Annotated in this window: 26 protein-coding genes and 1 riboswitch; of the genes, 20 read left to right on the forward strand and 6 right to left on the reverse strand. The window is 55.6% G+C overall.

What is annotated here, in order from left to right; genetic code table 11:
• Window positions 1–291: 291 nt before the first annotated feature.
• Complete coding sequence (locus G477_RS0117950) at window positions 292–1,740, reverse strand: MDR family MFS transporter (RefSeq protein ID WP_051288241.1); 1,449 nt, start codon at window positions 1,738–1,740, stop codon at window positions 292–294.
• Window positions 1,733–2,539, reverse strand: coding sequence for a TetR/AcrR family transcriptional regulator (locus tag G477_RS0117955; protein ID WP_026699084.1), 807 nt, complete (start codon window positions 2,537–2,539; stop codon window positions 1,733–1,735). The genes G477_RS0117950 and G477_RS0117955 overlap by 8 nt, the downstream gene beginning before the upstream one ends.
• Window positions 2,540–3,120: 581 nt before the next feature.
• Here G477_RS0117955 and G477_RS0117960 point away from each other — a divergent pair.
• The 15 genes from G477_RS0117960 to G477_RS0118035 all read left to right on the forward strand — a co-directional run bounded on the left by G477_RS0117960 (window position 3,121) and on the right by G477_RS0118035 (window position 16,701).
• Window positions 3,121–3,876, forward strand: coding sequence for a metal ABC transporter ATP-binding protein (locus G477_RS0117960; protein ID WP_026699085.1), 756 nt, complete (start codon window positions 3,121–3,123; stop codon window positions 3,874–3,876).
• Complete coding sequence (locus G477_RS0117965; RefSeq protein WP_026699086.1) at window positions 3,876–4,745, forward strand: metal ABC transporter permease; 870 nt, start codon at window positions 3,876–3,878, stop codon at window positions 4,743–4,745. Before G477_RS0117960 ends, G477_RS0117965 begins: the two co-directional genes overlap by 1 nt.
• Before the next feature lie 30 nt (window positions 4,746–4,775).
• On the forward strand, window positions 4,776–5,756 hold the full coding sequence (locus tag G477_RS0117970) for a metal ABC transporter solute-binding protein, Zn/Mn family (RefSeq protein ID WP_026699087.1): 981 nt from the start codon (window positions 4,776–4,778) through the stop codon (window positions 5,754–5,756).
• 680 nt (window positions 5,757–6,436) lie between these two features.
• Window positions 6,437–6,868, forward strand: a complete 432-nt coding sequence (locus tag G477_RS20320; protein WP_051288260.1) for a hypothetical protein — start codon at window positions 6,437–6,439, stop codon at window positions 6,866–6,868.
• A gap of 183 nt (window positions 6,869–7,051) precedes the next feature.
• On the forward strand, window positions 7,052–7,939 hold the full coding sequence (locus tag G477_RS20810; protein WP_051288244.1) for a VOC family protein: 888 nt from the start codon (window positions 7,052–7,054) through the stop codon (window positions 7,937–7,939).
• Window positions 7,940–8,062: 123 nt separating this feature from the next.
• Complete coding sequence (locus G477_RS20330; RefSeq protein WP_170203915.1) at window positions 8,063–8,782, forward strand: FadR/GntR family transcriptional regulator; 720 nt, start codon at window positions 8,063–8,065, stop codon at window positions 8,780–8,782.
• Window positions 8,783–9,576: 794 nt separating this feature from the next.
• Window positions 9,577–10,269 carry an alpha/beta fold hydrolase gene (locus G477_RS0117995; RefSeq protein ID WP_026699088.1) on the forward strand — a complete coding sequence of 231 codons (693 nt, stop codon included), beginning with the start codon at window positions 9,577–9,579 and terminating at the stop codon, window positions 10,267–10,269.
• Window positions 10,266–10,817 carry an NADPH-dependent FMN reductase gene (locus G477_RS0118000; protein ID WP_026699089.1) on the forward strand — a complete coding sequence of 184 codons (552 nt, stop codon included), beginning with the start codon at window positions 10,266–10,268 and terminating at the stop codon, window positions 10,815–10,817. The genes G477_RS0117995 and G477_RS0118000 overlap by 4 nt, the downstream gene beginning before the upstream one ends.
• A gap of 14 nt (window positions 10,818–10,831) precedes the next feature.
• Complete coding sequence (locus G477_RS0118005) at window positions 10,832–11,797, forward strand: fumarylacetoacetate hydrolase family protein (protein ID WP_026699090.1); 966 nt, start codon at window positions 10,832–10,834, stop codon at window positions 11,795–11,797.
• Window positions 11,798–11,822: 25 nt separating this feature from the next.
• Entirely contained in the window at window positions 11,823–12,608 is a 786-nt protein-coding gene (locus G477_RS0118010) for an enoyl-CoA hydratase/isomerase family protein (protein ID WP_026699091.1), read from the forward strand.
• Entirely contained in the window at window positions 12,605–13,375 is a 771-nt protein-coding gene (locus G477_RS20815; protein WP_051288248.1) for a hypothetical protein, read from the forward strand. The genes G477_RS0118010 and G477_RS20815 overlap by 4 nt, the downstream gene beginning before the upstream one ends.
• A gap of 23 nt (window positions 13,376–13,398) precedes the next feature.
• A complete protein-coding gene (locus G477_RS0118020; RefSeq protein ID WP_026699092.1) occupies window positions 13,399–14,760 on the forward strand; it encodes an amidohydrolase family protein in 1,362 nt (453 codons plus the stop codon).
• A gap of 44 nt (window positions 14,761–14,804) precedes the next feature.
• The gene (locus G477_RS0118025) at window positions 14,805–15,017 is read left to right on the forward strand and encodes a hypothetical protein (RefSeq protein ID WP_026699093.1); all 213 of its coding nucleotides are present in this window, start codon (window positions 14,805–14,807) and stop codon (window positions 15,015–15,017) included.
• Window positions 15,018–15,102: 85 nt separating this feature from the next.
• On the forward strand, window positions 15,103–15,492 hold the full coding sequence (locus tag G477_RS0118030; protein ID WP_026699094.1) for a YhjD family protein: 390 nt from the start codon (window positions 15,103–15,105) through the stop codon (window positions 15,490–15,492).
• Window positions 15,493–15,691: 199 nt separating this feature from the next.
• A riboswitch (cyclic di-GMP riboswitch) is annotated at window positions 15,692–15,777 on the forward strand.
• Window positions 15,778–15,828: 51 nt separating this feature from the next.
• On the forward strand, window positions 15,829–16,701 hold the full coding sequence (locus G477_RS0118035; RefSeq protein WP_035212481.1) for a hypothetical protein: 873 nt from the start codon (window positions 15,829–15,831) through the stop codon (window positions 16,699–16,701).
• 181 nt (window positions 16,702–16,882) lie between these two features.
• On the opposite strand, the gene G477_RS0118040 is transcribed toward G477_RS0118035, so the two are convergent.
• Window positions 16,883–17,707: an ABC transporter permease gene (locus G477_RS0118040; protein ID WP_026699096.1), complete on the reverse strand. Its 825-nt coding sequence runs from the start codon at window positions 17,705–17,707 to the stop codon at window positions 16,883–16,885.
• A 1-nt stretch (window position 17,708) separates the two neighbouring features.
• Window positions 17,709–18,647: a daunorubicin resistance protein DrrA family ABC transporter ATP-binding protein gene (locus tag G477_RS0118045; RefSeq protein ID WP_026699097.1), complete on the reverse strand. Its 939-nt coding sequence runs from the start codon at window positions 18,645–18,647 to the stop codon at window positions 17,709–17,711.
• Window positions 18,648–18,734: 87 nt separating this feature from the next.
• On the opposite strand from G477_RS0118045, the gene G477_RS0118050 reads away from it, so the two are divergent.
• The 4 genes from G477_RS0118050 to G477_RS0118065 all read left to right on the forward strand — a co-directional run bounded on the left by G477_RS0118050 (window position 18,735) and on the right by G477_RS0118065 (window position 22,311).
• On the forward strand, window positions 18,735–19,199 hold the full coding sequence (locus tag G477_RS0118050; protein WP_026699098.1) for a MarR family winged helix-turn-helix transcriptional regulator: 465 nt from the start codon (window positions 18,735–18,737) through the stop codon (window positions 19,197–19,199).
• Window positions 19,200–19,270: 71 nt separating this feature from the next.
• Window positions 19,271–20,140 carry an alpha/beta fold hydrolase gene (locus tag G477_RS0118055; RefSeq protein ID WP_035212484.1) on the forward strand — a complete coding sequence of 290 codons (870 nt, stop codon included), beginning with the start codon at window positions 19,271–19,273 and terminating at the stop codon, window positions 20,138–20,140.
• Between the two features lie 352 nt (window positions 20,141–20,492).
• A complete protein-coding gene (locus G477_RS21075) occupies window positions 20,493–21,341 on the forward strand; it encodes a stalk domain-containing protein (RefSeq protein ID WP_170203917.1) in 849 nt (282 codons plus the stop codon).
• A 487-nt stretch (window positions 21,342–21,828) separates the two neighbouring features.
• Window positions 21,829–22,311 (forward strand): metal-dependent hydrolase, encoded by a 483-nt coding sequence (locus G477_RS0118065; protein WP_026699100.1) that lies wholly within the window; start codon window positions 21,829–21,831, stop codon window positions 22,309–22,311.
• Here the strand turns inward: G477_RS0118065 and G477_RS0118070 are convergent.
• A complete protein-coding gene (locus tag G477_RS0118070; protein WP_026699101.1) occupies window positions 22,308–22,559 on the reverse strand; it encodes a hypothetical protein in 252 nt (83 codons plus the stop codon). The genes G477_RS0118065 and G477_RS0118070 overlap by 4 nt on opposite strands.
• Window positions 22,560–22,910: 351 nt before the next feature.
• On the opposite strand from G477_RS0118070, the gene G477_RS0118075 reads away from it, so the two are divergent.
• On the forward strand, window positions 22,911–23,435 hold the full coding sequence (locus tag G477_RS0118075; protein ID WP_026699102.1) for a macro domain-containing protein: 525 nt from the start codon (window positions 22,911–22,913) through the stop codon (window positions 23,433–23,435).
• Window positions 23,436–23,672: 237 nt separating this feature from the next.
• On the opposite strand, the gene G477_RS0118080 is transcribed toward G477_RS0118075, so the two are convergent.
• A complete protein-coding gene (locus G477_RS0118080; RefSeq protein ID WP_026699103.1) occupies window positions 23,673–25,370 on the reverse strand; it encodes a methyl-accepting chemotaxis protein in 1,698 nt (565 codons plus the stop codon).
• Window positions 25,371–25,469 lie beyond the last annotated feature (99 nt).

A 25,469-nucleotide genomic window follows, 5' to 3' on the forward strand; every position in this document is an offset into this window, starting at 1 on the left:
AAAGGGCTTGGGTAGATGAAAGTCTTAAGGTTTCCGGAGACGTCGCCGGTCTTCGCCGAAGAGCCGCTGCATGGCGCTGAGTGACCGAGTGCGGCTCCTGAATGTCCGCTGCGTCCGGCCGAGTGACCGCCCAGCGCTGCTGTGACCGCTTTTCCTCCTCAAGCGACTGCTTTTCTCCGCTGAGTGACCGCTCCCGGCCGCGCTGCGTCCGAGCCGGCGCTGCGAACGTCCGATCCGGACCGAATCAGCGGTCAAAGGCCAATCATCCCCCAGCCTGCACCGCGCACCCGTCTACTGGGCCATCCGGTCGGCTTCGGTTTCTTCCTGTGTCTGCGGTATCGAGCGGCCCGGCTTCAGGAAGAAGCTCAGGATCAGCGCGGCGGCTGCCATGACAAGGCTGCCGGCGAAGCCCCATTGGAAGCCGGTCAGCTCGGCCATCTGCGCCGGGTCGGCAGTGGATGCTCCTGGTTCATAGAGCTGCGTGCCGATGCCGACAAACGTAATCAGCAGCGCGGTGCCGATGGAGGCCGAAATCTGCTGCAGCGTGTTTGCCATCGCCGACCCGTGCGCATACCATTGCTGCGGAATTTGATTCAAGGCTGCCGTCATGACCGGCATGAGCGTGAGCGACAGGCCGAACATGCGCACCGCATACAAGGTCGTCAGGAACGCAAACGACATATCCAGCGTCAGCTGGGTGAACAGAAACGTCGTGATGACGACGATGGTAAAACCGGGGATCGCCAGGCGTTTGGCACCGTATTTATCAAACAGCGCGCCGGCAATCGGGGACATGATCCCGATAACAACCGCCCCTGGAAGCAGCATGAGACCGGACTGCAGCGGGCTGAAGCCGAGCACGTTCTGGACGAACAGCGGCAGCATCGTCTCCGCCCCGATCAAAGAAATCATGGAGACGAGCGTGATGCCGATCGACAGGGTGAAAATCGGGTACTTGAAAATCCGGAATTCGAGAATCGGCCGGGGCAGCTTAAACTGCCTGCGGACGAAAAACGTGATGATCACCGCGCCGAGAAGCACGAGGCCGATGACGAGCGGACTCGTGAATCCTTCTTTCGACGCGACGCCGAATCCATACAAAAAGGAACCGAACCCGGCCGATGACAGGATGATTGAAGGGATATCGAGCTTCGGTTTCGACAGCTCGGTGACGTTTCTCATGAAGATGAGAGCAAGCGTCATCGCCAGCGCCACGAGCGGCAGTACGGTGATAAACAGCGACCGCCAGCTGAAATACTCGACCAGCACCCCGGAGAGGGTCGGTCCGATCGCCGGTCCGAAGGCGATGACAATACCGAGCAGTCCCATCGCCCGGCCGCGCCGCTCCGGCGGGATCAGGATGAGCAGGACGGTCATCAGGAGTGGCAGCATGATGCCGGACCCTGAAGCCTGCACGACCCGCCCAGCGAGAAGCATCGGGAACGAAAAGGAGACGGCGGCAAGCAGGGTGCCCGCGCCGAACAAGCTGATCGCAGTCAAAAATAATTTTCGGGTCGAGAATCGTTCAATCAAAAAGGCCGAAATCGGAATCATGATCCCGTTGACCATGAGAAAGACGGTCGTCAGCCACTGTACCTCTCCCTGCGTTACGCCGAATGCTTCCTGGATCGTCGGCAGGGCGGTGGCCAGCAGTGTTTCATTCGTAATCCCCATGAACGCCCCGATGAGCAGCGCGCCGATCATGGCGTACATTTCTTTTTTCGTGAGTTGATCATGCATGAGACTGCACTCCTTTCCAGCGTGTCCACTGCAGCTCGAGTGTCCGGATGCTGCTGTTCGCTTCCCAAGCTGCTGCCCGTGCCAGCAGCGTATCGATGACGACCGGCTGCCAGGTTTCCTGCTGCAGCTGGCGGACGGCTTCGTGCAGCAGGGCCTGCACATCTTCCAATTGGCTCGTCTGCGCCGCGTGCCTGCACGCTTCCAGCAGCTGGTCTGTCGTCACCGGTGCATCCGGGAGGGACGGGCGTTCCAGGTGGGATACCGCGCCAGCGGCTTCAACGATAAAGCGGCTGACATCATACGGCGAAAAGCTGCGGTCCTCCCAGAGCATCTGCTGCAGGTAACTGTGGAGCATCCCGTCGATCAGCATCGTCAAGTCATGCAGCTGATGATCAACGCGGGCGCCGAAAGCGGCAGACAAAGCGGTTTTCCGCCAGATGAATACATCGTGATGATGCCCGCGGAACGCCTCGGTAATGCCGTGGTCCCCGCCGGGAGGATACGTTGTCATCAGTTCGAAGATAAAGTGCCGGTGTGCAGCTGCATGCTCGATTTCCCGAGCAACCCGGGTGCGCAGCAGCTCCTGACCGTCTGCTGGTTCCTCCGGCACGGCAAACAATTCCTCATAATAACGGGCCAGTACCGCTGTGACCAGCGATTCTTTGGAATCGAAATGCTGATAAAAAGCGCCCTTGGACATGCCGGCTGCCTCGGTGATTTTTGCGACTGGGGCGGCACGGATCCCGATGGTTTCGAATACATCCAGGGCAGCCCGGGTCAGGTGTTCTTTTTTGGACATGTCTCTTTCCCTCCATGTGTTTGACTTATCGGTCAATATAATGACTGTTCGACCAAAATACCATAACACACCTGTCTTTCTCCTGCAAAAAATAGAAATCGGACGGGGATGCCTTCGATTCCATCTATGCTGCGTTCGTATCAGAGGATCAGGAGTCATCGAGGAAGGCGGCGGCTTCGTGCGCTGCGCGGGAAGAAAGAAGCCGCCTCTTTTTCTTCCTTCAACAAGGCAGCAGCGGCGCTCTGCTTTTTTGGCATGATAGGAATGTAGAAGTTTTCATACAGTGTGACGGCGGCTCCATGCGCTGCTCGGGAAAAAACAAAGAACGTTTTCTTCCCTCAAAAAGCTTGCAGCGCTTCCGCACGCCGTTTCGACCAAAAGGCGCTCTGCGCTTTTGGACGAAAATAACGAGACGAAATCGAGCGGAGGTGCTGGACAAATCGATGCTGCAGCGTTAAAATATGAGTAAGTTTTGGACAAGGGCAACTTTTTCCTTGTGCCGAAAGTGTATTTTTTTGCTAAAAAATTTGCCTATGGGCAAAACATTTATATGAAGGAAATATTGGAAGGGAGACCTGACTATGACGAACGCAGTCGAAGTAGCCGGATTGACGGTCACTTATAATGGACAGCCAGCGCTGACAGACGTCACGTTTCAGGCGGCTGCCGGTGAGATGATCGGCATCATCGGTCCGAACGGAGCGGGGAAATCGACGTTGATGAAAGCCATGCTCGGCATGACCAAGGCCAACCGCGGGACGGTGCGGATGCTGGGTTCTGACGTGAATCAAATCCGGAAGCGGATTGCCTATGTTCCGCAGCGGAGCATGATCGATTTTGATTTTCCGGTCCGGGTCAAGGATGTCGTATTGATGGGAAGCCATCCTCACCTGGCCTGGTGGAAGCGTCCGGGTAAAAAAGAGAAAGCGCAGGCATTGGAGAGCCTGAAGGAAGTCGGTATGGAGGAGTATGCTTCGCGTCAAATCGGAGAACTATCCGGGGGACAGCAGCAGCGCGTCTTTCTTGCCCGCGCCCTCCAGCAGCAGGGAGAAATCCTGTTTCTCGATGAGCCGTTCGCCGGGATCGACGTCTCGTCAGAGCGCATCATCATCGAGCTGCTCCGCACGTTGAAGCAGGCTGGCAGAACGATTTTTGTTGTACACCACGACTTGAGCAAAGTCGAAGAATACTTTGACAGCATCCTGCTTCTCAACCAGCATCTGATCGGATACGGAACGAAGGAGGATGTGTTCAAGCCGGAGCTTCTCGGACGGGCATACGAAGGCAGCATCGCATCAGTGTCCGGAAAAGATGGCGAGATTGTGGTGATGGGCTGATGGGACAACTAGGGTACTTTTTTGAAGCAGCTGCCACGTATCCGTTTCTGCAGAACGCCCTCATTGCAGGCACGCTCGTCGGCATTCTCTGCGGGGTCGTTGGCTGTTTTATCATCCTGCGCGGCATGGCATTGATGGGGGAAGCGATCTCCCACGCTGTGCTTCCAGGGGTTGTGATCTCCTACATGCTCGGCGCCGGCAGTTTTTTCTTCGGTGCTGTCGTGACAGGGGCTGCAGCTGCCCTCGGAATTGGTTTTATCAGTCAGAACAGCAAGATCAAAGATGACTCGGCCATCGGAATCCTTCTGACGTCGTCCTTCGCCCTCGGTATCGTCATGGTGACGTCGTTACAGGGAACGACCGTTGATATCTGGCATATTCTCTTCGGAAATGTGCTGGCCGTCTCCCGGTCGGACCTGTGGGTGACGCTCGGGATCACGGTCTTCACGCTGACGCTCGTCGTGCTGTTTTACAAGCAGCTGCTGCTCAGCACGTTCGATCCGACGATGGCCAAAGCGATCGGCCTGCCGGTCAAATGGATTCACTACATTCTTATGGTCACCCTCGCAATGGTGACTGTGGCTTCGTTGAACACGGTCGGCATCATCCTTGTTGTGGCGATGCTGATCACGCCGGGCGCGACGGCCTATCTATTGACGGACCGTCTGCCTGTCATGCTCGTGCTGTCTGCCGGATTCGGCGTATTCTCTGCTGTTTCCGGGGTGTACTTTTCGTACATTTATGATGTGGCGACGGGCGCCATGATTGTCGTCATTGCCTCGCTGCTGTTCGCTGCAGCATTCTTATTCTCGCCGAAACACGGCTACCTCGTCCGGATGGTCCGGCGCGTCCGTACCGGCGAAGCATAAAATTTGATATTTGGAGGAGGAAGCACATCGATGAAGAAGTCACTGGGACTGATAGCCGCAGCAGGACTGCTGCTGACGGCATGCATTGAGAACGACGAAGGAGCTGAGAACACCAGCGGGAATGCGGACGCTGGGGAAGAGAACGACACGACCAACAATAACGACGAAGCGGATGAGAACTCGGAAAACAGCGGAGAGCTTCAAGTGACAACGAGTATCTCGGTGTTCGCTGATATGATCGAACAAGTCGGCGGCGACCGTGTTCAGGTAGACTATGTAGTTCCGCGCGGGGAAGAGCCCGAGGAACACGAACCGACACCGGGCAATTTCACCGATGTGGCGGACAGTGAAGTCTTCTTTGTCAACGGCATGAATCTCGAGTCGTGGCTGGAATCGATGATGGATAATGCCGGCGATACGCCGACTGTAGAGCTGACGGAAGGGATAGACCCCATCAACATGCCCGATTCGGACGCGGCAGATCCACACGCGTGGCTGAATCCGCAGCATGCCCAGACGTACGTCGACAACATCCAGCAGGAACTCTCCGACCTTGATCCTGAGGGAGCAGCGGACTACGAAGCAAATGCCGATGCGTACCGCGAAGAACTTGCCTCTCTGGATGCGGACGTGGAAGAGATGCTGTCTTCTGTGCCGGAAGAACATCGCCTCGTCACGATCAGTGAAAACGCACTTGTGTATTTTGGTGACCGGTACGATTTTGAAACACGCGGGATCTGGGAGCTGAACTCGCATGAAGAAGGAACGCCACAGCAGATTTCGGCGCTGGTGAGTGAATTAACCGAGCGGGAGGTTCCTTACGTTTTCACCGAATCCACGGTCAGCCCGAATCACATGGAAACCGTATCGGAGAATGCCGATATTCCTATCTATGAAGACGTGCTGTATACCGATGCTGTCAGTGTCGAGGGAGAAGGCGTGGAAACGTACATCGAGATGATGGAGCATAATGCGTCCACGCTTGCATCGGCACTCGGAGAATCGGAGTAGAAGGAGCCATCAGGCGATCCTTCCATGCAGCAACGGCCGCTGGACGGCACATGAACGGCGCTGGAAAAAAGAGCTGCCTCCCATCATTTGGAGAGGCGGCTTCTTTTTATTTGGCTCTGTTAAAGGCTGGTGTTGATATAAAAAGGACGCCTGCGGCTCCTATTTCTTCGCTTGCCGCGGAGAAATCCTTCCGCTATCCCTTCTTTTCGTCCGGGATGATCGTCACGCTTTCTTTTTCCGCAGGCGTCTCGAAACATCGCCTTGTCTGCGCTTTTTGATAGAAAATGGGAGAAAGAAACCATCTCTGTCTTTTCTATTGCAAAGCAAGAACGAAGCGGAAAACGGCGGAGGCCTGCGGAAGATCGAGCGGAGAAGATCCCGCAGCGCTGCGAGGAAGCGGAGGAGCGCTTCCACGGCAGGCATGGCGAGCCGCAGGGAAGGATCCTTGTATCCACAACGAACGATCACATAGCCTCATTTAATAGATACGTTTACGTTCTCTTCCAGGCTGCAGCAGGCGCTTGGCGTTAGGCCTCTTGATAAAAAAGCATCGGTGTGTATGTTTTTTCCAGATGTCCTAGTATAATAACGACAAAGGATGATCCCGGCCCGCTTCGCTCGTGCACGTGGTTCGTGGAGAATAAGCTATGACGCCCGTTATCCTGTCAGGGGGAGAGAACATGAACGATGTCTTCAAGATGAACGTAGTCAGTCTTTTATGCGCCGTTATGGCATGGATCCCGCTTGAACTGATGTTGAATGTGTACAGAATCAGCAGGTGGACACCGTGGGAGATAGAAACGGTGACTATGTGGATGATCGCCGCCACGGCTGTGGTGGTGGCAGGAGGGACGACCGGGCTCTATCTATTATCGAAGCGGTGGCTTCACGGGCGTAAGGCGAATGCCTGGATCACGATTCTGTGGATCCCTTATCTGGTTCTGTTTGTGTACGTAGTTGCCTCGCTCTTTCCGATCACGTATCGGGGCGACATGCCGAACCCTGTCACGGGTCTGCTGGCGATGGGGGGCGGGGTGATCTATCCCATCTACATCTTTTTCGTGCAGTTGGCTGCAGACGCCTACCGCTCGGAGGGGAACATCCAGGAATGAACGAGTGGTGATGTGCTTCTCCTTCCAAAAAAATAAAGAGCGCCGTGCTTCGTTCAGCAGGCCGGTCCTGCTGCGCAAGTATGCCTCGGAGCCGGAAGGGAGAAAAGACGATCCGCTTGACGGGTAAAAAATAATATTATATTATTAGTTAAAGTCAGAAAATTCTTTAAGGAGGCGTTCTTCATGTTGAACGTATTTAAGCTTGGTTATGTGGATTTTCACGTGTCGGATATGGACGCAATGACAACATACTATGAGCAGATCGCAGGCATGACGCTGACAGAAACGGACGAAAATGGAAGCGCTTACTTCTCTACATCGACAGACCATCACAACATCATTTTGACCCCGTCACAAGAAACCGGCATCCGCCGATTCGGCTTTCAGTACGAGTCGGAGCACAGCACGGAAGCCGTTGTCGAGCATCTTCATTCCTTGGACATCCAGGCGGAAGTGAAGCAGCAGACGTCCAAAACCGTTCCGGAAGTCATCGCCTTTCAGGATCCGGAAGGCTATCACGTGGAGCTGTACCGGACGATGGATATGCTGCCGGCCAACCGCCGCGGGTTCAAACCGGAAGGAATTGTGCCGAATAAGGTCGGGCATCTGTCCATCCGTGTCGGGGATGCGAAGCAGCAAGTAGAATTCTATAAGAAACTCGGCTTCTACAATACAGATTGGATTGAAGATTACTTCGGGTTCATGACGTGCAACCGGGACCACCACGTGCTGAACTTCTTTACATCGGAAACGAAGGGGATGCATCACCTCGCGATGGAGATGCGCAACTACCAGCATTTGATTCAGACGCTCGACTTCCTACGTCTCAACGGGATCCATCTCCTTTGGGGACCATCGAGACACGGGGCGGGTCATAACATCGCCTGCTACCACTATGATCCGGAGGGGAACCTGATTGAGCTGTTCACCGATGGCGATATCTATATCCCGGAACTCGACATGTTCGATCCGCGGCCGTGGCACAACGATTTTCCGCAGAAGCCGAAGGTATGGAGTACCGAGGAATGCCTCTCGCTCTGGGGCGTTGACTTTGAAAAGGCGCTTGTGTAAAGACTTTACGCTTCCTGTCTATCTCTGATCCCGGTAGAACGGCTCAGAATATGGAAAAAACATTCTTCTTTCTAAGGTAGTCATGGTATGCTGGAAAAAAGAGCTGGAACGGGAGGGAACGATATGCCGAAAAATTTGAGTGATCAGCTGCTGCATGATTTAGGAGAACGGATTGTCCACGGCGAACTCGAGCCGGGACACGTGCTGCCGAAAGTAGAGACACTGAGCGAAATGCGCGGGGTCAGCCGTACCGTTGTGCGGGAAGCACTGAAAGGACTGAGTGCCCGACGGCTCGTCGTCTCAGCAACGAGAACCGGTACGATCGTGCAGCCGCCGACGGAGTGGCTCTGGTGGGACCCGGATATCATTGCCTGGGCCTCGTCTGCCGACGATCCCCGCCTCTTTCTGCTCCAGCTCTCGGAAGTACGTCTTGCCATGGAACCGGCAGCTGTCCGGCTGGCGGCGCTGAATGCGACCGAAGAGGACATTGCACAGATGGAACATGCGTACCTGAACCTGGAAAAGGCCGCAGAAGACAACGGCTCATGGGCGGAGGCGGATGCGGAGTTTCATGCAAGCATTCTGGAAGGATCCCACAATCAACTCATGAAAAGTCTTGTACAGACTCTGCATATCGGACTGCTGCAGAGCCGGCATAAAACGATCGAAGTTCTAAAACAGAACCCTGAGTCTAGAAAAGCCTCGGCACTCTACATGCACCGGGACGTCCTGGATGCCATCCGCAACCGGGACCCGGACGCCGCCTATGACCGGATGCGGGAACTGCTGCATTCTGTTGTCGCGCTGATCGAAGAGTACGGCGCGCAGCGGCACGGCTCCTAGCTCGTCCCAGGCAGGACAGCCTTCATCAAGGCCGTCCTGCTTTTTTACATGATAGGAATGTATAAGTTTTCATAAAGTGTGACGGCGGCTCCATGCGCTGCTCAGGAAGAAACAAAGAACGTTTTCTTCCCTCAAAAAGCTTGCAGCGCTTCCGCATGCCGTTCCGACCAAAAGGCGCTTTGCGCTTTTGTTCATAGTTTAAGAAAGTCTTCATACAAGGAGACGGCGGCATCGTACGCTGCTCGGACAGAACGGAATGTGGTTGTCTCCCAGGCCTCCTCGTCTCGTACCGGGGCTGCTGCTGGAGAGCGGGAAGGTGGAAGAAGGTGCAGCGCCGCGGCGGGGTTTCGCCGCGAATCGACAAGGTTGGCCGCATACCTCGACATACCTCTGGCCTCGTCTGGCGGGGGCGGAGCCGTATGGCGGGCTTTTTCTCTGGGGCGACAGAGTTTCATGGCGGGGCGTCGAAGTTTCGGGGGCCGGTCGACGAGCGCTGCCGGTCGAGTCGACCAGGTTTCTACCGGGCCGGAGGCGGGAGCAGCCGGTGCAGCCCGGGCCACACCCCTCCAAGCCCTTTCCGGTTTACGGCTGCCGGGGCAGGCGCGGGAACGAGGGGCATAGGCGGTTGAAGGTCCGGTCCGTGTCCGTCTTCCCGTGCCCCCTCGGACCGCGCCGTAACGACGGCCTTCTCGTCGTTTTATCGAAAAAAGTTCTTTCGTTTGACTTGTAAGCGCTTTAATAATATAATATTATTTAAATAAAGATAGAATTTTCAGACGTTGAGGAGGGCTGGTATGACAACATCGATGGTACTCATCCATGGGGCTGGAGGCTCGTCGGCGAAATTCCGCCGGCTGCTGCCGCTGCTGGAGCAGGAAGCACATGCAGTGGATCTGCCGGGGAGAGCGGGGCACGAACCTCTTCCGCAGACGACGATTGAAGCGTATGCCGCCTGGCTGGCGCCGCAGCTGCCGGATCAGGTGGATCTTGCCGGACATTCCATGGGCGGCTTGATTGCACTCGAGACAGCTGCCAGAAGTTCCCGTGTCCGCTCGGTCACCTTGATTGCGTCACATACGTCGCTGCCGGTGCATCCATCTGTGCTCAGCAGGCTGGAGCAGGGCGAGTATCCGGACGGGCTCTTTTATGCTTCGTACAGCCGGGATCAGCCGGATACAGCCATGCTGGAAGAAGAAAAGCAGGCCATCCAGCAGATGCGGCCGGAGCAGGTGCATGCCGATTTCGCCGCCTGTGACATGTACCAGGAAGGGAGTGCGGCGCTTGCGTCCCTCCAGATCCCGGTGCATGCCATCTACGGCCGGGAAGACCGGCTGCTGCCTCCCGAAGCTGTGGGAACGCTGCAGGACGTCCCGCACGTCACGCAGACGAGCCTGGAAGGCGGCCATGACGTGATGCTCGAACAGCCCGACGCACTTGCTGCCGTATTGAATCGTATGACAATGACATCAGGGAGGAATAAACAATGAAAATGGCCGTCTTAGTCGGAAGCATCCGCGAACAGTCATTCAATCACAAGATTGCTCAGTTCATGATGGAGCGCTACAAGGACAAGTGGGAGGCGGACATCCTCGATATGCAGGGGCTTCCCCATTTTGATCAGGACGCGGAAGAAGATCCGCCGGAAGTCGTGAAAGCGTTCAAGCAGAACATCCGGGAGGCAGAAGCCGTGCTGATCGTGACGCCGGAGTACAACCATTCCGTGCCCGGCATGCTGAAAAACGCGCTCGACTGGCTCTCGCGTGTCGATAAAGTCATGAATGGGAAGCCGGTGCTGATCGTCGGCGCAAGCCTTGGATTCCTGGGGACGGTGCGCTGTCAGATGCACCTGCGCCAGATTCTCGCCTCTCCCGGACTGGCTGCGAAGGTGCTGCCCGGCAACGAAGTGCTCATCGGCAGCGTGCATCAGAAGCTGGCCGATGACGGATCCATCACCGACACTGGAACCGTCGATTTTCTTGATACAGTAGCAGCGAATTTCAATACGTTCGCAGAAGAAGTTCAATCATCCAACTAAGGAGGCTGTCAAACATGGGAATATCTATCGTTCGATTCAAACAAGGGGAGCACGCAGCGTGGGGAGTTCTGCAGGAAGGGCAGATTCATCCGGTTGATTCCAGCGCCGACACGCTAGCCGCTTTTCTCCCGGAAGCACGAGACAAGGCAGCAGAAGCGGTGAAGCGGAGCGGGGAAACCGTTGATCCTTCCACGGTAGAGCTGCTGAGTCCTGTCACGTCCCCCGCGCAGCTCATCTGTCAGGGAGCGAACTATTCCTCCCACCGGAAAGAAGGGGGACTGGATGCCGGACGGCCGCCGTTCAACCTGATTTTCACGAAGGCACCAAGCTCGCTGACCGGCCCGGACAGTGATATTGTCAGTCCGGATTCGATTCAGCTGCTCGATTATGAAATTGAGCTGGGTCTCGTCTTTGAGCGGACGCTGGACGAGCCGCTCGACGACCTGGATTCTATTGCAGACTATATCGCCGGCTTCATCATCACCAACGATGTTTCTTCCAGAGACATGCAGTTTACGGAGAACCAGTGGTTTAAAGGCAAAAGCCTGCGGACGTTCTGCCCGGCCGGACCGATTCTTTATCTGATCGACCGGGAAGAAGCAGACAAGGTGCACGATCTGGAGCTGACGCTGTCTGTCAACGGCGAGGTGCGGCAGCAGGCGAATACAACGCAGCTGCTGTATAAGCCGGAAGAAACGCTGGTGGAACTTTCGCGTATGATGAGCTTTTATCCTGGAGATGTGCTTCTCACCGGAACGCCAGGGGGCGTCGCGCTGAAGCTGTCGCCGGAAGAAATGAATGAACTGCTCAATCCGTTTGAAAAGATGGACAAGAAAGTGGAAACGTTGAACAACAGCCAGCAGGAGAATGCTCATTATTTAAAAGAAGGCGACGTGATCACAAGCGAAATCACGAGCGCGGACGGCACGATCGACCTCGGAAAGCAGACAAACCGCGTCCGGTTTACTGCGAAGCCGTAACGCGCCGGCAGAGGAGGAGAAAGGCATGCGCATCTTAATCCGCAGAGCCCCGGATGGCAAAATCACGCTTCAGGAAGGGGCCGGCATCGCCATCATCACCATCAGCCGGCCTGCAGCACGAAATGCACTGACGTCGGCCATGTGGCAGGAGCTGTATCATATTTCCCGGGAAATACCGAAAAATCCAAAGAACCGGGTGGTCCTGATCCGGGGTGTCCCGGGGAACTTCACGTCGGGTTCTGACATCAAAGAGTTTTGCAGCATGAGCACCGAAGAAGCGGACGACGCCTTCCGCCATATGGAACGGGCGGTGGCTTCGTTCGAAGCGCTGGACATTCCGGTGGTCGGCGCCATGGACGGCCCGGTCTACGGGGCCGGCTTCATTCTCGCGCTGACTTTTGATATTCGTATCGGCACGCCGCGGACCAAAATGGGCATTCCTGTGGCGCGGCTCGGTATCCGTCTCGGACCGGCCTTCGTCCAGCGGATCGTCCACCGCCTCGGGCCGGACCGGGCGAACGAGCTCGTGCTCCTCAGCCGGATTTACGGACATGAGACAGCGCAGCGGCTCGGCCTCCTGCATACCATTGCGAAAGAAGGGGAAGTCGATACCGAGGCTTTGAAGGCAGCCGAGTCGATCACCCGTCTCTCGCGCGGAGCGGTCACAGAGTTTCTGCAGTCGGTACGCAGCGTGCAGCAGCCGGTAGAGGATCCGATGCACTATGCAGATCCTGAAGACTTCGCCGAAGGATGCCGGGCCTTTGCGGAAAAGAGAGAGCCCGCCTTTCCATCCGGAAGACGGACGTCATGAAGCTTTACGGCCTCTATGGCAGAAGCGGGACTGGCAAAAGCCACCGGGCGACAGAAGTGATGGAACAGTACGGCGTGGACGCCCTGATCGATGACGGCCTGCTGATTCATGAAGGCTGCCGCAGGGCGGGCCGCTCGGCGAAAAATGAGAGCGCTGTCATTGCAGCAACGAAACGGGCCACCTTCTTTTCGGAAGGGCACCGTCAGGAAGTGATGGAAGCACTTGAAGAAGCCGGGTTCACTTCCCTGCTCCTGCTCGGAACGTCGAAGAGGATGATCCGCATGATTGTCTCCCGGCTGGAATTGGAAGGGGCGGTCACGTGGATTCCTGTAGAAGAGGTTCAGAGCCCGGATGAGCTGCACAAAGCCGCGGTCATGCGCTCCAGGCATTATCATGTTATTCCGGTGAAACCGGAGCATGCGCTGACGGCGTTTGTCGGAAGGTGGTTCCAGCGTCTGCTGATCCGCCTGCGGGGGCGTCCGGAAGAAATTATCATGGTGCAGCCGGTGTACGCCTCGGCGGATCGGATTGTTATTTCTAAAAACGCAGTAAAAGACTACGTCCTGCTGTCTGCTGTACCTGGTATTGACATCGAAAAGATCCGTATCGATTTTGAACGCATTCGTATCACAGCCGCGACAGGACCGGCTGTGACGATGGAAGACCTGATGTCCTGGCGGGACGGAGTCGTTCACGGCCTGCAGAGACACCTGCAGATCGTGTACACGATGGATGTTTCCTGGAGAACGATTCACATAGAATCTTAAATGACAGAGAGGAGATGCTGACTATGGCAAAAACACTACTCCAAGGGGGAATCGTCCTGACGATGGACGAGAAGATCGGAGATTTCAAAAAAGCGGACGTGCTGATCGAGGGGGATAAGATTCTCGATGTCAAACCGAACATCGAAGCGGACGGTGCGGAAGTAGTAGACGCGACAGACATGATCGTCCTGCCCGGCTTTGTCGACAGCCACCGCCACGCGTGGGAATCGGTGATCCGGAACGTCGGTGCGGACTGGTCCCTGCAGAAGTACCTCGGCAGCATTTATTACGGCAACATCGGTTCCCGGCGCCGGCCGGAGGATGATTATATCGGCAACCTGCTCGGCGCTCTGGAAGCAATGGAATCCGGTGTGACGACGATGCTCGACTGGTCGATGATCATTTCCCGCGATCATACGGAACAAATGATCAAAGGGCTGCAGGATTCCGGTATGCGGGCGGTCTTTGCGCACGGTTGTCCGGGAGATGGAGACTACTGGAACGGGGAGAGTGTTGTAGAGAATGAAGCAGACGTCCGAGCGACGGCGGAAAAGCATTTCTCCTCGAAGGATCAGCTGCTGACCATGGGGCTTGCGATCCGCGGGCCGGAATTCAGTTCTTGGGAAACCTCTGAAGCAGAGATCCGGCTTGCACGGGACCTGGATGCCGTCTGCAGCATGCACCTCGGTTTCGGTACGTGGGGCGGCGCCGCTCGTTCGATTGAGAAGCTGAACAAAGCCGGTCTCCTCGGCCCGGACTTAAATTTCGCTCACGCCAATGCGGTGAGCGCCGAAGAAATGCGGATGCTCGCGGAAAAGGGCGGTTCGATCTCGGTGACACCGGAAATTGAAATGATGATGGGGCACGGCTATCCGGCAACCGGCCTGGCGATGGAAAATGGCGTCAAGCCGGCTCTCGGGGTGGATGTCGTGACCTCGACCGGCGGCGATATGTTCGCGCAGATGAAGTTTACCCTGCAGGCAGAACGTTCGCGCGTGAACGAAAAGCAGCTGGCACAGGGCGAGATGCCGGGACCGCCGCTGCACATTTCGGCACGGCAGATCCTCGAAATGGCGACGATCGAAGGAGCAAAAGCGCTTCGGCTGGACCATAAAACCGGCTCTCTGACACCCGGAAAACAGGCTGATATCCAAATGATCCGGACGACAGACTTCAACATGTTCCCGGTGAATGATCCGATTGGTGCTGTGGTGCAGTGCGCCCATACCGGCAACGTCGACACGGTCTATGTCGCCGGGAAAGCGGTGAAACAAGGCGGTGAGCTGATCAACGTGGACCGCACCCGCATCCGCCGTCTTGCGGATGAAGCCCGGAACTCGATTTTCGAGCAGTACGGCAATCCGGACGAGCTCTGGCTGCTGTAATCGCCGGCAAAGCAGCACAGACCGCCTCGACAGACGGAGGCGGATTGATCAAGGGAAGCGCCGTCTCCGTCATCGGAGGCGGCCTTTTCGTCGTGGAGGAGAGCGACGGTGGCTTAATCCGCCGCACAAGGAGCATCAGGACCGTGTTTTCCGTGGCAGAGTGGATCCGCACGCTGCTCCACCTGCACGACTTCCGCGCTCCGACGCCGGATGCCTCTTCTCCCGCCGCGTTCGCCTGCCTGGAAGCTCATTCCTGAAAATGCCAAAAAGGAAAAGCTTGCACATCGGCCAGTGCGCCTGTTATGATATACGAACAAACGTTCTAATCTGGAGGCGATGGCAATGCAGGCGGGTATGACAGAGCACGAATGTTTTTTGCTGTATACATACAGTGCAGCCATCTGGACCAAAAAAGTGCTGGAGCGTGACCGGAAGCGCATCGAGAAAGCCGGATTGAAATTCCCGCGTATTTACGACGACTGGATCGGCTCGCTCGAACGGAAAAATGGCGAAGTACTGCAGGAACTGCGCCATGATATGCAGCAGCACGGAATGAAAATCTGGAAGCTGGAGACCGAGAACAGCGCCGTCGAAGCTGCGTACGGCTGCCAGTGCCGCGGCTACACGTATACGTGCCGGATTCAGCTCCCGGTTTTGCGGCGCAACGTGGAGCGTCACATGAGGCGCCTGGTGCTCGATCAGGAACTCGCACTGGAGCAGTGGGAAGGGTAAGGCTGCGCCGCGGAAACGGCCCTGCTCGGCTCATTATCAAAAAAAGAACGGACAGCTCTCTCTCCGTACGAGCTGTGGACGTTCGGCGGTGTGGATGGAGCTTCTGGCGGAATATTCCTGAAAAACAGGCAGACAAACAGGACAAAAAACATAGGTATTTCTTTGTGGAAAAGGTATAATAAAAGTAAGAAATTCATCATTCTGATAAAGGCAAACTTCACCGAAAGGGAAGGACGCAAAGCCATGAGCCTAAGCGCATCTGCGTACGGTTGTCAGGCTGCCGGAGGCCTCTTTCCATGAGCGCCCTGGCGCAAATCCGGGAAGGGGTGCTTTGTGATGAAAAAAGCAGGAGTATGGGCGTTGATTGTGATGATACTGGGAAGTATGTTCGGGGCAGGGAGTGCAGCAGCAGAAGAGAGTGAACGGCATGCGACGTGGCTCTGGAATCCGTGGATGTTTGTAGAGGATGAAGCAGCGACTGTCGCGTTTCTGGAAGAGAAGCAGGTGACAGACGTTTATGTGCAGGTGGACCAGGATGTGCCGATGGCGGACTACCGCAGTTTCATCCGTGCAGCCGGAGAGCGTGGAATGGACGTCCATGCCCTGGACGGGGCTCCGGACTGGATGACGCCGGAAGGGATCGGTCAGCTGAGCCGGATGCTCGGCTGGGTCACGGAGTATGAGTGGACCGCGGGAGAGGGCGAAGGATTTGCCGGCGTGCATCTCGATGTGGAGCCATACATTCATCCACTCTGGAATGAAAACAGGCAGGAAGCGGTGACGCTGTTCCAGGAGATGGTGGCGAAAGCGCTCCCGGTGGTTCATGCGCTTGATCTGGAGCTGGAGCTGGATCTGCCGTTCTGGTTTGATGAAATCACGTACGACAATGATTTCGGTACCGGCAGCCTGGCCGGCTGGGCGATCCGGGAGGCCGATGGCGTGACGCTGATGGCGTACCGCGATACGGCAGCAGCCATTCAGCATATTGTGAAAGAAGAGATGGCGTACGGCGAGCAGTATGATACGCCGGTGACGGTCGGAGTCGAGACGATGTACTCCTACGAAGGGGATCACGTGAGCTTTTACCAGCAGGGCGAAGCGTACATGATGAGAGAACTGAACCACGTACGCAGCCACTATGAGAACAGCCCGGCCTTCGCCGGCTTCTCGATCCACCACGTGGCGAGCTGGCAGGACATGCGTCCGTAGCAGCAGAAGGACGTAATACAACGAAAGGGAGCCCACGCAGAAGCGGGGCTCCCTTTCGTTGTGATGTCCTCCGGGCCGGCACCGACCGTTTCCCATCGAAGAGGTGATGATAGAACCAGAAGGGCGGCGCCTCAGTGCGCAGCGGGCTCGTTTTCGTCTGCAGCGTGGAGATTCTCCCCCGTTACGCGTTCGTCCGCCGGAAGCTGACCGTCGCGAGCAGTACGAGGACGACGGCGAACACGGCAATGAACAGGATCTGCTCGGGGATCGTGATCAGCCGGCCGAAAATTTCCAGGTTCAATCCCATCGCCTCGACGACTTCCGGTGAGAGGGAGTCGACATCAATCATGATTTTCTTCATCACGTCGACCCCGTAAGTCACGGGATTCAGCATGACGATCGTATGCATCCAGGCCGGCATGTTGTTGATCGGAAAGAGCGCACCGGATAAAAAGATCATCGGCATGACGAGGATCTGCACGATCATCTGAAATCCCTGCGTGGAGCGGATGACGCTCGCGATCAGCAGACCGAGACCGGAAAGGGCACAGGCGAAGAGAAACATGAACGGCAGCACGAGCAGCAGGGAGACGAAATCATAAGTCAGACCGAGAAACGGAATGAGCATGAACAGGATGATCCCCTGAATGCAGGCGACGGTCGCAGCCCCGAGCATTTTGCCGATGGCGATCGACACCCGGGATACCGGCGAGACGAGAATTTCTTTCATGTAACCGAAGTCTTTATCTTCGATGATGGAAAGCGACGAGAAAATCGACGTCATGAGCAGCGTCATTGCCACGATGCCGGGAAACACGAACTCCACGTAATTGAAGTCTCCATCTGCGCCGGTCATCTGTCCCATCATGCTCTCCATCGTGCCGCTCAGGCCTCCGCCGAAAATCAGCAGGAATAAAATCGGCATCGTAAAGGAGCCGAACAGGCGCGCTTTATCACGGAAAAACTTCGTGATATCCCGGAGCCAGATGCCATAAATGCCTTCCATATCAACCGTCTCCTTTCGTGGCGCTGATGCTTCGTCCGGTGAAAGACAAGAAAACGTCATTCAGCGTCGGCCGGCGGATATTCAGCGACGTCACCGCCGGGGTCAGGGTGGGGAGCAGCTGCGAGATGAATCGGTTGCTGTCGTCGGTGCGGATGAACAGCGTCCCTTCATGTTCCGTCATGCTCTCCGGGGTGCTCTGCTTCGTGATTTCCTGCTGGGCGAGCGCGTTGTCTTCCGTGGCCAGTTCAATCATGTCCCCGCCGAGCTGCCGCTTGAGCGCATCGGGAGTGTCGAGGGCAATGATGCTGCCGGCATCCATGATTGCCACCCGGCTGCTGATCTCCGCTTCGTCCAGGTAATGCGTCGTCAAAAACATCGTAATGCCCTGCTCTTCTTTCAAGCGGAGAATGTATTCCCACAGGTGTGCCCGCGTCTGCGGATCCAGCCCGACCGTCGGCTCGTCGAGGAAGAGGACTTTCGGGTAGTGGAGCAGCCCTCTGGCGATCTCCAGCCGCCGCTTCATGCCGCCGGAGAACGTGTCGACGCGCTGCTTGATTTCCGCCTGCAGGTCGACGATCTCGAGCACTTCTTCAATCCGTCGCTGGCGTTCTGATTTCGGCACCCGGTAAAACCGGCAGTGGAGCATCAGGTTCTCATAGGCGGTGAGCTTTTCATCGAGCGTATTTTCCTGAAAGATGATGCCGATGCTCTCCCGGACGCGCGCTTTCTGCGATGCGACGTCGTAGCCGTTGATGGTGATCGATCCGCTCGTCGGATTGATCATCGTGCAGATCATGTTGATCGTCGTGCTTTTCCCGGCGCCGTTTGGACCGAGAAATCCAAAAATTTCTCCTTCTTCCACATCAAAATCGATGCCTTTGACAGCTTCTGTTTTTTTATAGTTTTTCCGCAGACCGCGGACCGAAATAATAGGGTTCAACCGGGTTTCCTCCCTGCTGGGTTATTGGTTCTGATATAATAACTTTAGAAGAAAAAGAAGCAGAAAGCAACGAAAGGGGAGGGTTGCATGACGCAGCACCTGGACAAACTAGTCGAAGAAACGCTGTCCGTACTGCCGCTGATGTCGAAGAAGCTGTTCGGCCCAGTGCACGTGCTTCATGATACAGAGCTGAATCATACCCATTTTACGATCCTGCACATCATCGATATTTCCGATCATCAACGCATCCGCACGACCGAAGTGGCAGAACGGCTGGCCGTACAGAAATCGAACGTGACGCCGCTTCTGCGGAAGTTGATGGAGAAAGAGTACATCGCCCGGGAGCAGGATGAGGATGACCGCCGGGTGTACCACCTATACTTGACGGAGGCCGGCAGGCGCTTTTTCGACTCGAAAAAGCAGCAGCTGGAAGAAGAAGTGAAAGGCCGGATGGAAGGCATGAGCCTGGAAGACCAGACGCGGCTGCGTCATGCCGTGCACGAACTGCACGACGTGCTTTCGCGGGTGCACGTCCCGGAAAAGCAGGATTAAGACACGCCTGAAGGGGAAAAGAGCCGGTAACAGCCAGCGTCAGCCGGCTGAAACATACGGGAGGGATTGCTTTGAGATATGAACGGAAGACGCACTACGTCCAGACGGCCCCGGAAGTGACACTTCACGTCGTAACGGCGGGCCCGCATGATGCACCGGCAGCACTGCTGCTGCATGGTTTCCCGGAGTTCTGGTACGGCTGGGATAAGCAGATCGATGCGGTTGTGGAAGCAGGCTACCGGGCGATTGTGCCGGACCAGCGAGGGTATAATCTCAGCTCCAAACCGGCTGGGCGTCGCAGCTATGCGCTCGATATTCTCTGTCGGGATATGACGGCGCTACTCGATGCCTTTCACGTAGAGAAAGCGGTTGTAATGGGGCATGATTGGGGCGGGGCAGTGGCCTGGCAGCTGGCGGCCGACCATCCGGAGCGGGTGGAGAAGCTGCTGGCCGTCAACATTCCTTATCCGGGCGCGATGCCGGAGATCATGGCGAGGCAGCCGCTGCAGCTGCTGCAGAGTTCGTACATGCTTTTCTTTCAGCTCCCCGGGCTGCCGGAAAAAATCTTTGCAGCCGAGGATTACGAACAGATGAAGCAGGGGATTGCGTCTTCGGCGATGCCGGGAGCTTTTACCGAAGACGAGCTGGAGCTGTACAAAGAAGCGTGGAAGCAGCCCGGCGCCATGACTTCGATGCTGCACTGGTATCGTGCCCTTTGGTTCGGCAGCGTCCGTCCGAAACGGATCGAGCCGCCGGTGCGGATACTGTGGGGGCTCGGTGATCCATTTCTCCACCGGGACGGTGCAAAGCGGAGTCTGCGATGGTGCCAGGAGGGAGAGCTGATCTTCATTGGGGAAGCGACCCACTGGGTGCTGCATGAGCAGCCGGCGATTGTAAATGAGAAAATAAGGGAATTCCTGCAGGATGATACAGCCCGCTGAAAACGTGGATACAGGTTTGTTACAATCGGAGGCTTCTTTGTAACAAAGCGTCAAAACCGCGCTCTCTGTCGACAGACAGAGGGCTTTTTTTGTGAAAAAAGCGTTCGTACACATCATTCATAAGTCTTTATGCTTATATCGACATAAGAGTAACGTCGATGAAAAGCAATCTGTACTATACCCGAATTTTTATGTATGTAACAGGGTGTTACTACATTATCATCGGAATGTTAACGAACTGTAATCTAAAAAGCGTGTAAACGTGCTATAGTTGCAATCGTGGGTAAAAGAGAAAACAAAATTTCATGATCATATAGAGAAAAAATCAGATTACATAGGGGAGAGGTTGTCATTGTTAAAGTGGATAGGAATTCTCGCAGCAGCACTGCTGCTGACCGTAACACCGTTCTTTGAAAAGGAAGCTTCTGCTTCGGGCACCGCAGACCAGATTATTTCCGCAGGGGAAAGCCAGCTTGGGACACCGTATCAGTGGGGCGGCACAACAACATCCGGATTTGACTGCTCTGGATTTACAGGGTACGCCTTTTCACAGGCAGGCATTGATCTGCCACGCACAGCACAGCAGCAGTTCAGCGTCGGTACTTCCGTATCCCGTTCGAACCTGCAGCCGGGAGATCTCGTTTTCTTCAGCGAATCCCGTTCTGCTTCCCGCATTACGCACAACGGCATTTACATAGGCAACAATCAGATGATCCACTCTTCTTCTTCACAGGGTGTATCCATCGTCAGCCTCAGCAGCTCGTACTGGTCTCCACGATATGTCGGCGCTAAGCGCGTCGTACAGGACACACACGCAGAAGTAGCGTCTGCTTCTTCTCAGGAGCCTTCCTACGACACAGTGGACGTGCAAGTGAACGGATCAGAGATGAACCTGGATCAGGACGCAGTGAAAAAAGACGGCCGTACACTCGTGCCGATGCGCGCCATCTTTGAAGAACTCGGCGCGACGGTGCAGTGGGACGCAGCTTCCAACACCGTAACCGGTTCTCTGAACGGTACACAGGTACAGCTGACAATCGGTGACACGACAGCCTACGTACAGGGAGAAGCAGTTTCTCTTGATCAGGAAGGCGAACTCATCAACAGCCGCACCATGGTTCCGCTCCGCTTCGTCGGCGAAGCGCTCGGCGCCTACGTAGACTGGGACGGCAGCACGAACACCGTCATTGTTTCCAACTAATCCAATCAAAAAATGCTTCCAGACCGGAGAGGGGTCTGGAAGCATTTTTCTTTTTCAAATGATAGGAATGTATAAGTTTTCATACAGTGTGACGGCGGCTCCATGCGCTGCTCGGGAAGAAACAAAGAACGTTTTCTTCCCTCAAAAAGCTTGCAGCGCTTCCGCACGCCGTTCCGACCAAAAGGCGCTTTGCGCTTTTGTTCCATGATAGGAATGTATAAGTTTTCATACAGTGTGACGGCGGCTCCATGCGCTGCTCGGGAAGAAACAAAGAACGTTTTCTTCCCTCAAAAAGCTTGCAGCGCTTCCGCACGCCGTTCCGACCAAAAGACGCTTTGCGCTTTTGTTCCCGCTGGCGGTGTATGTCGGTGGATAAGCGTGCAGACGTTTACGGCGGCTGTCCGTGACGAAAAAAGCAATGCATCAGATCATATGTTCGTGTATAATGGGGCTGTTCCACTATCATCAGGAAGCAGGAGATATCATCATGACTTATTTGACCCATTTGACAGCCGGAGCGGCCGCGCTCACCTGGGCTGCAGAAACGGAAGCAGCGAGCTTCCCTGAAGTAACGGCACTGTTTGCGGTCGGTGCACTGGCAGGTTCGCTGGCGCCGGACGTGGACGAACACCGTTCCTGGATCGGCCGGCGGCTGCCGGTCGTCTCCCATATGTTATCGCTTGTCTTCGGACACCGGGGGGCGACGCACTCTGCCGCGGCGGTGCTGCTGCTCTGGGGTGTATACATGCTGTTTCCGCTGGAGCTGACAGCAGGGCTGCTGTTCGGCTACATCGTGCACCTGCTCTGCGACCTCTGCTCCGTGCGCGGGATCCCGGTCCTGCTGCCGCTGTCAAAGACGCGTTGGAAAATTCCCCTTTACCGGACGGGAGGATGGATTGAGTGGCTGCTGCTGGCTGTGATGCTCGGCTGGCTGTTCCACGTTCACGTGATGGCGCTCCCGTTTCTTTAGGAGGTCGTCGGCTTTTCGCCTTCTGGAGGTGCGCTGCCACGTTTCAGGTCATGGAGCCGGTAGCCTCTTAACGTTGCCTGCACAGCCCATTGATACGGTACGACGAAGTACTCGTACGTTCCTGTTCCGGGGCGGGAAATGATGCAGTGGTGCTCGGTGAGAAGTGCCTGTGCTTCTGACATGGTTGCGGCTGTGTGACCAATGCGGCGGCAGTCTGCTTCAAACTGTGCTTCCGATGAATGGCTCATCTCGTTCCTCCCTCTCGTCCAAATCGTAGTGGTTTTTCTAAGTATACCACTGTAGTAATGGAAAAGAATGAGGAAATAGGTAAAAAATTGTTTAGATGACGTAAAGCCGCGCCTGCTGATGTATTTAGGGGAAGCGGCTTTTTTAAAGTGTAGGAATGTAGACGTGGTGATACAGGAAGACGTCGGCTTCGTGCTCTGTTCGGCAAGAACGAAGCGCCGGCCTCCCGTCGAACCCCTGCAATAGTTGTCATATCGACCAACAGCTTAGAAGGCTGTTGGTTTTCGGTGTCACGGGTTTAGAAAAAGAGAAAAGCGGGATTTATAAAAACAGAGGTGGAAGGAGGGAATCTTATGTGGAAGAGAAACGGAAAGAAAATGGAAGTCGTGTATGGGGATATTGCCGATCAGAAAGACATTGATGCGGTCGTCAACGCAGCCAATGCAGAGCTGCAGACAGGCGGCGGGGTTGCCGGTGCAATCCACCGTGCGGCGGGTCCGGCGCTGGCAGAAGCAGGGGAGAAACTGGCACCGATCAAGCCGGGGGAGGCTGTTCTGACGGATGGGTTTAACCTGCCCAACGACTATGTCATCCACTGTCTCGGTCCGGTCTATCATCGGGATTCACCCGCAGATGTCCTGCTTGCTTCCTGTTACCGGGAGGCCCTCGCCCGAGCCGAGGAAAAGCAGTGCACCAGTATCGCTTTTCCGGCTATTTCCACTGGCGCGTTCGGCTACCCGTTTCAATCGGCGATGAGAACGGCCATCACGACCGTCATGGAAACGGTAGACAAGCTGGAGCATGTGAAGCTTGTCCGCTTTGTTCTGTTCAGCGAAGGAGAGGCAGAGGAGTATCGGTTGTTTTTAGCTGAAGACTGATTCTCCATGGTGGGAAACGGCCCTTGCTTCAACAGGGAACGCCCACGCTTCTTTGAGAAGAAATACAGTGTGCCTGCTTTTGGTACGGCGTACGTCGCAGAAGAGCAGTTAGGCAGCGGCTGCTGGCTCTATCGATGAGAGCAGCTGCATCCCTATCATGCAAGAAAAAAAGCCTGTCAGACGGAATGCTCTGACAGGCTTCAGCTGGTTCTATGCTTCCTGGTGGAAACGTGGCGGCTACAGGCGGAACTGGCGGATGGAATCCTGCAGCTGCTGCGCCATACGGGCAAGTTCGTCCGAGCTGGAGGAGACCTCCTGCATCGAGCTGGTCGCCTGCTGGGCCGAAGCAGACGTCTGTTCGACACCGGCCGCTGATTCCTCAGCGACCGAAGCGATCTCTTCGATGGCGCTGCTCATCTCGCCGCTGCGTGTCGTCATTTCATCGAGCTTCGTGGTCACTTCACGCAGGTTCTCCCCCATAGTGTCTACGGCATGTTCAATCTGACGGAACGTTTCTCCGGTTTGTTTGATCTGCGCTGTGCCTTTTTCGACTTCGCTGTATCCACCTTCGAGACTCGTCGTCACCTGGTTGGATTCCTCCTGGATCCGTCCGGTGATGGACGTGATTTCCGTGACAGAGTTGGATACCTGCTCGGCGAGCTTCCGGACTTCATCAGCGACGACCGCAAAGCCTTTGCCGTGTTCGCCGGCGCGCGCAGCTTCTATCGCGGCGTTGAGGGCAAGCAGGTTTGTCTGCTCCGCGATATCCTGGATCACATTGACGAGTTTAGAGATTTCCTGGGTGCTCGTATCGAGCCCTTTCACTTTGTCGACTGCGTCGTTCATGACTTGATCGATCTCCTGCATCTGTGTCACTGACGTGTTCATGAGCCGGCCGCCTTCTTTCGTCATGCTCAGTACCTCGGCGGAGGCGTGCACGGTTTCCTTGCCTTTCTCGTTGGAATCAGTCATCTGTGAAGTGAACGTCGTCATCGATTCCGTCAGATCTCCCGCATAGCCGGCCTGCGATTCGGATCCGCGGGCGAGCTCTTCCATCGTGGAGGAGATTTGTTCGGTACCGGAGCGGACTTCGTCGGCAGACTGATTCAGCTCCTCGCTTTGTGCCGAGACTTGATCGGACACATCGGCAATCTTCATTAACAGCTGACGGTTGTTTTCTGTCATGGCATTCACAGCGGCGGTCATCGTCCCGATTTCATCTTTGGCGTTGTTCTCGAGCGGTTCTCCGCTCAAATCCCCACCGGCAAGGGTTTCCATCCGCTCGGTTACGCGCTTTACCGGATCGGCAATGGAGCTGGAAGTGATCATGGCCGCTGCGATTCCAATGATAATCACGGCTGCGGAAATGACAATCACCCAGAAGAAGAGGTTCTCTGTGCTGTTCGAAATCGCGGCAGTATCTGCTGCGATTTCCTCTTCCTGTTCTACAGCGAGGTTTTCGTAGAAGGCCATGATCTGTTCCGCCTCATCCCGGATCTCTTGAAGAAGCTCGGCAGCTGCTTCTTCTTCTCCTTCGTCATACAGAGGGAAGACGTCGTTCTGGACCGTGTCGGCCCACTCACTATTGCGGTTGATGACAGATTCGACATTCGGGTTGCTGCTCAGTGCCAGCACTTCTGCCTGAATCTGCTCGGCCTGTTCCGTAAAGGAATCGAACATGACCTGGTAGTTCTGGTCTCCGTACAGCATATAAGCGCGGGCGACGCTGAGTCGTTCTGCCATATTGTAGGCGAGGTTGCTGTCGGCCACCAGCAGCGGCACTCGTTCTTCTTCCAAATCAGCGGCTTCTTCCGCTACGGAATTGAGCTGCACCGCGGAGAAGGCAGCAAGTGCGACAACGAGAATCATAATGACAATGAAACCGGCTAACACTTTTTGTCTAAGACTTCGAAACTGGAAACGGCTACTTTTCATGATTTTCTCTCCTTTAATATATGTAATCAAGTCAATATGATAAAAAAGTTCTATGCTTATTGTATGACAAGTTGGAGAGGGTGAACAGGTCTTTTCCAT

This window comes from Alkalicoccus chagannorensis DSM 18086 (assembly GCF_000429725.1).
Lineage (GTDB): Bacteria > Bacillota > Bacilli > Bacillales > Salisediminibacteriaceae > Alkalicoccus > Alkalicoccus chagannorensis.

What these genes read in the sequence shown, in the direction of transcription:
- G477_RS0118010 (WP_026699091.1), top strand. Translation starts at nt 11,823, where the DNA reads ATGCGCATCTTAATCCGCAGAGCCCCGGATGGCAAAATCACGCTTCAG.
- G477_RS0118035 (WP_035212481.1), top strand. Translation starts at nt 15,829, where the DNA reads ATGAAAAAAGCAGGAGTATGGGCGTTGATTGTGATGATACTGGGAAGT.
- G477_RS0117965 (WP_026699086.1), top strand. Translation starts at nt 3,876, where the DNA reads ATGGGACAACTAGGGTACTTTTTTGAAGCAGCTGCCACGTATCCGTTT.
- G477_RS0118000 (WP_026699089.1), top strand. Translation starts at nt 10,266, where the DNA reads ATGAAAATGGCCGTCTTAGTCGGAAGCATCCGCGAACAGTCATTCAAT.
- G477_RS0118080 (WP_026699103.1), bottom strand. Translation starts at nt 25,370, where the DNA reads ATGAAAAGTAGCCGTTTCCAGTTTCGAAGTCTTAGACAAAAAGTGTTA.
- G477_RS20815 (WP_051288248.1), top strand. Translation starts at nt 12,605, where the DNA reads ATGAAGCTTTACGGCCTCTATGGCAGAAGCGGGACTGGCAAAAGCCAC.
- G477_RS0118040 (WP_026699096.1), bottom strand. Translation starts at nt 17,707, where the DNA reads ATGGAAGGCATTTATGGCATCTGGCTCCGGGATATCACGAAGTTTTTC.
- G477_RS0118065 (WP_026699100.1), top strand. Translation starts at nt 21,829, where the DNA reads ATGACTTATTTGACCCATTTGACAGCCGGAGCGGCCGCGCTCACCTGG.
- G477_RS20330 (WP_170203915.1), top strand. Translation starts at nt 8,063, where the DNA reads ATGCCGAAAAATTTGAGTGATCAGCTGCTGCATGATTTAGGAGAACGG.
- G477_RS20810 (WP_051288244.1), top strand. Translation starts at nt 7,052, where the DNA reads ATGTTGAACGTATTTAAGCTTGGTTATGTGGATTTTCACGTGTCGGAT.
- G477_RS0117955 (WP_026699084.1), bottom strand. Translation starts at nt 2,539, where the DNA reads ATGTCCAAAAAAGAACACCTGACCCGGGCTGCCCTGGATGTATTCGAA.
- G477_RS0118070 (WP_026699101.1), bottom strand. Translation starts at nt 22,559, where the DNA reads ATGAGCCATTCATCGGAAGCACAGTTTGAAGCAGACTGCCGCCGCATT.
- G477_RS0117960 (WP_026699085.1), top strand. Translation starts at nt 3,121, where the DNA reads ATGACGAACGCAGTCGAAGTAGCCGGATTGACGGTCACTTATAATGGA.
- G477_RS0118050 (WP_026699098.1), top strand. Translation starts at nt 18,735, where the DNA reads ATGACGCAGCACCTGGACAAACTAGTCGAAGAAACGCTGTCCGTACTG.
- G477_RS0118030 (WP_026699094.1), top strand. Translation starts at nt 15,103, where the DNA reads ATGCAGGCGGGTATGACAGAGCACGAATGTTTTTTGCTGTATACATAC.
- G477_RS0117995 (WP_026699088.1), top strand. Translation starts at nt 9,577, where the DNA reads ATGACAACATCGATGGTACTCATCCATGGGGCTGGAGGCTCGTCGGCG.
- G477_RS0117970 (WP_026699087.1), top strand. Translation starts at nt 4,776, where the DNA reads ATGAAGAAGTCACTGGGACTGATAGCCGCAGCAGGACTGCTGCTGACG.
- G477_RS0118075 (WP_026699102.1), top strand. Translation starts at nt 22,911, where the DNA reads ATGTGGAAGAGAAACGGAAAGAAAATGGAAGTCGTGTATGGGGATATT.
- G477_RS20320 (WP_051288260.1), top strand. Translation starts at nt 6,437, where the DNA reads ATGAACGATGTCTTCAAGATGAACGTAGTCAGTCTTTTATGCGCCGTT.
- G477_RS0117950 (WP_051288241.1), bottom strand. Translation starts at nt 1,740, where the DNA reads ATGCATGATCAACTCACGAAAAAAGAAATGTACGCCATGATCGGCGCG.
- G477_RS0118020 (WP_026699092.1), top strand. Translation starts at nt 13,399, where the DNA reads ATGGCAAAAACACTACTCCAAGGGGGAATCGTCCTGACGATGGACGAG.
- G477_RS0118005 (WP_026699090.1), top strand. Translation starts at nt 10,832, where the DNA reads ATGGGAATATCTATCGTTCGATTCAAACAAGGGGAGCACGCAGCGTGG.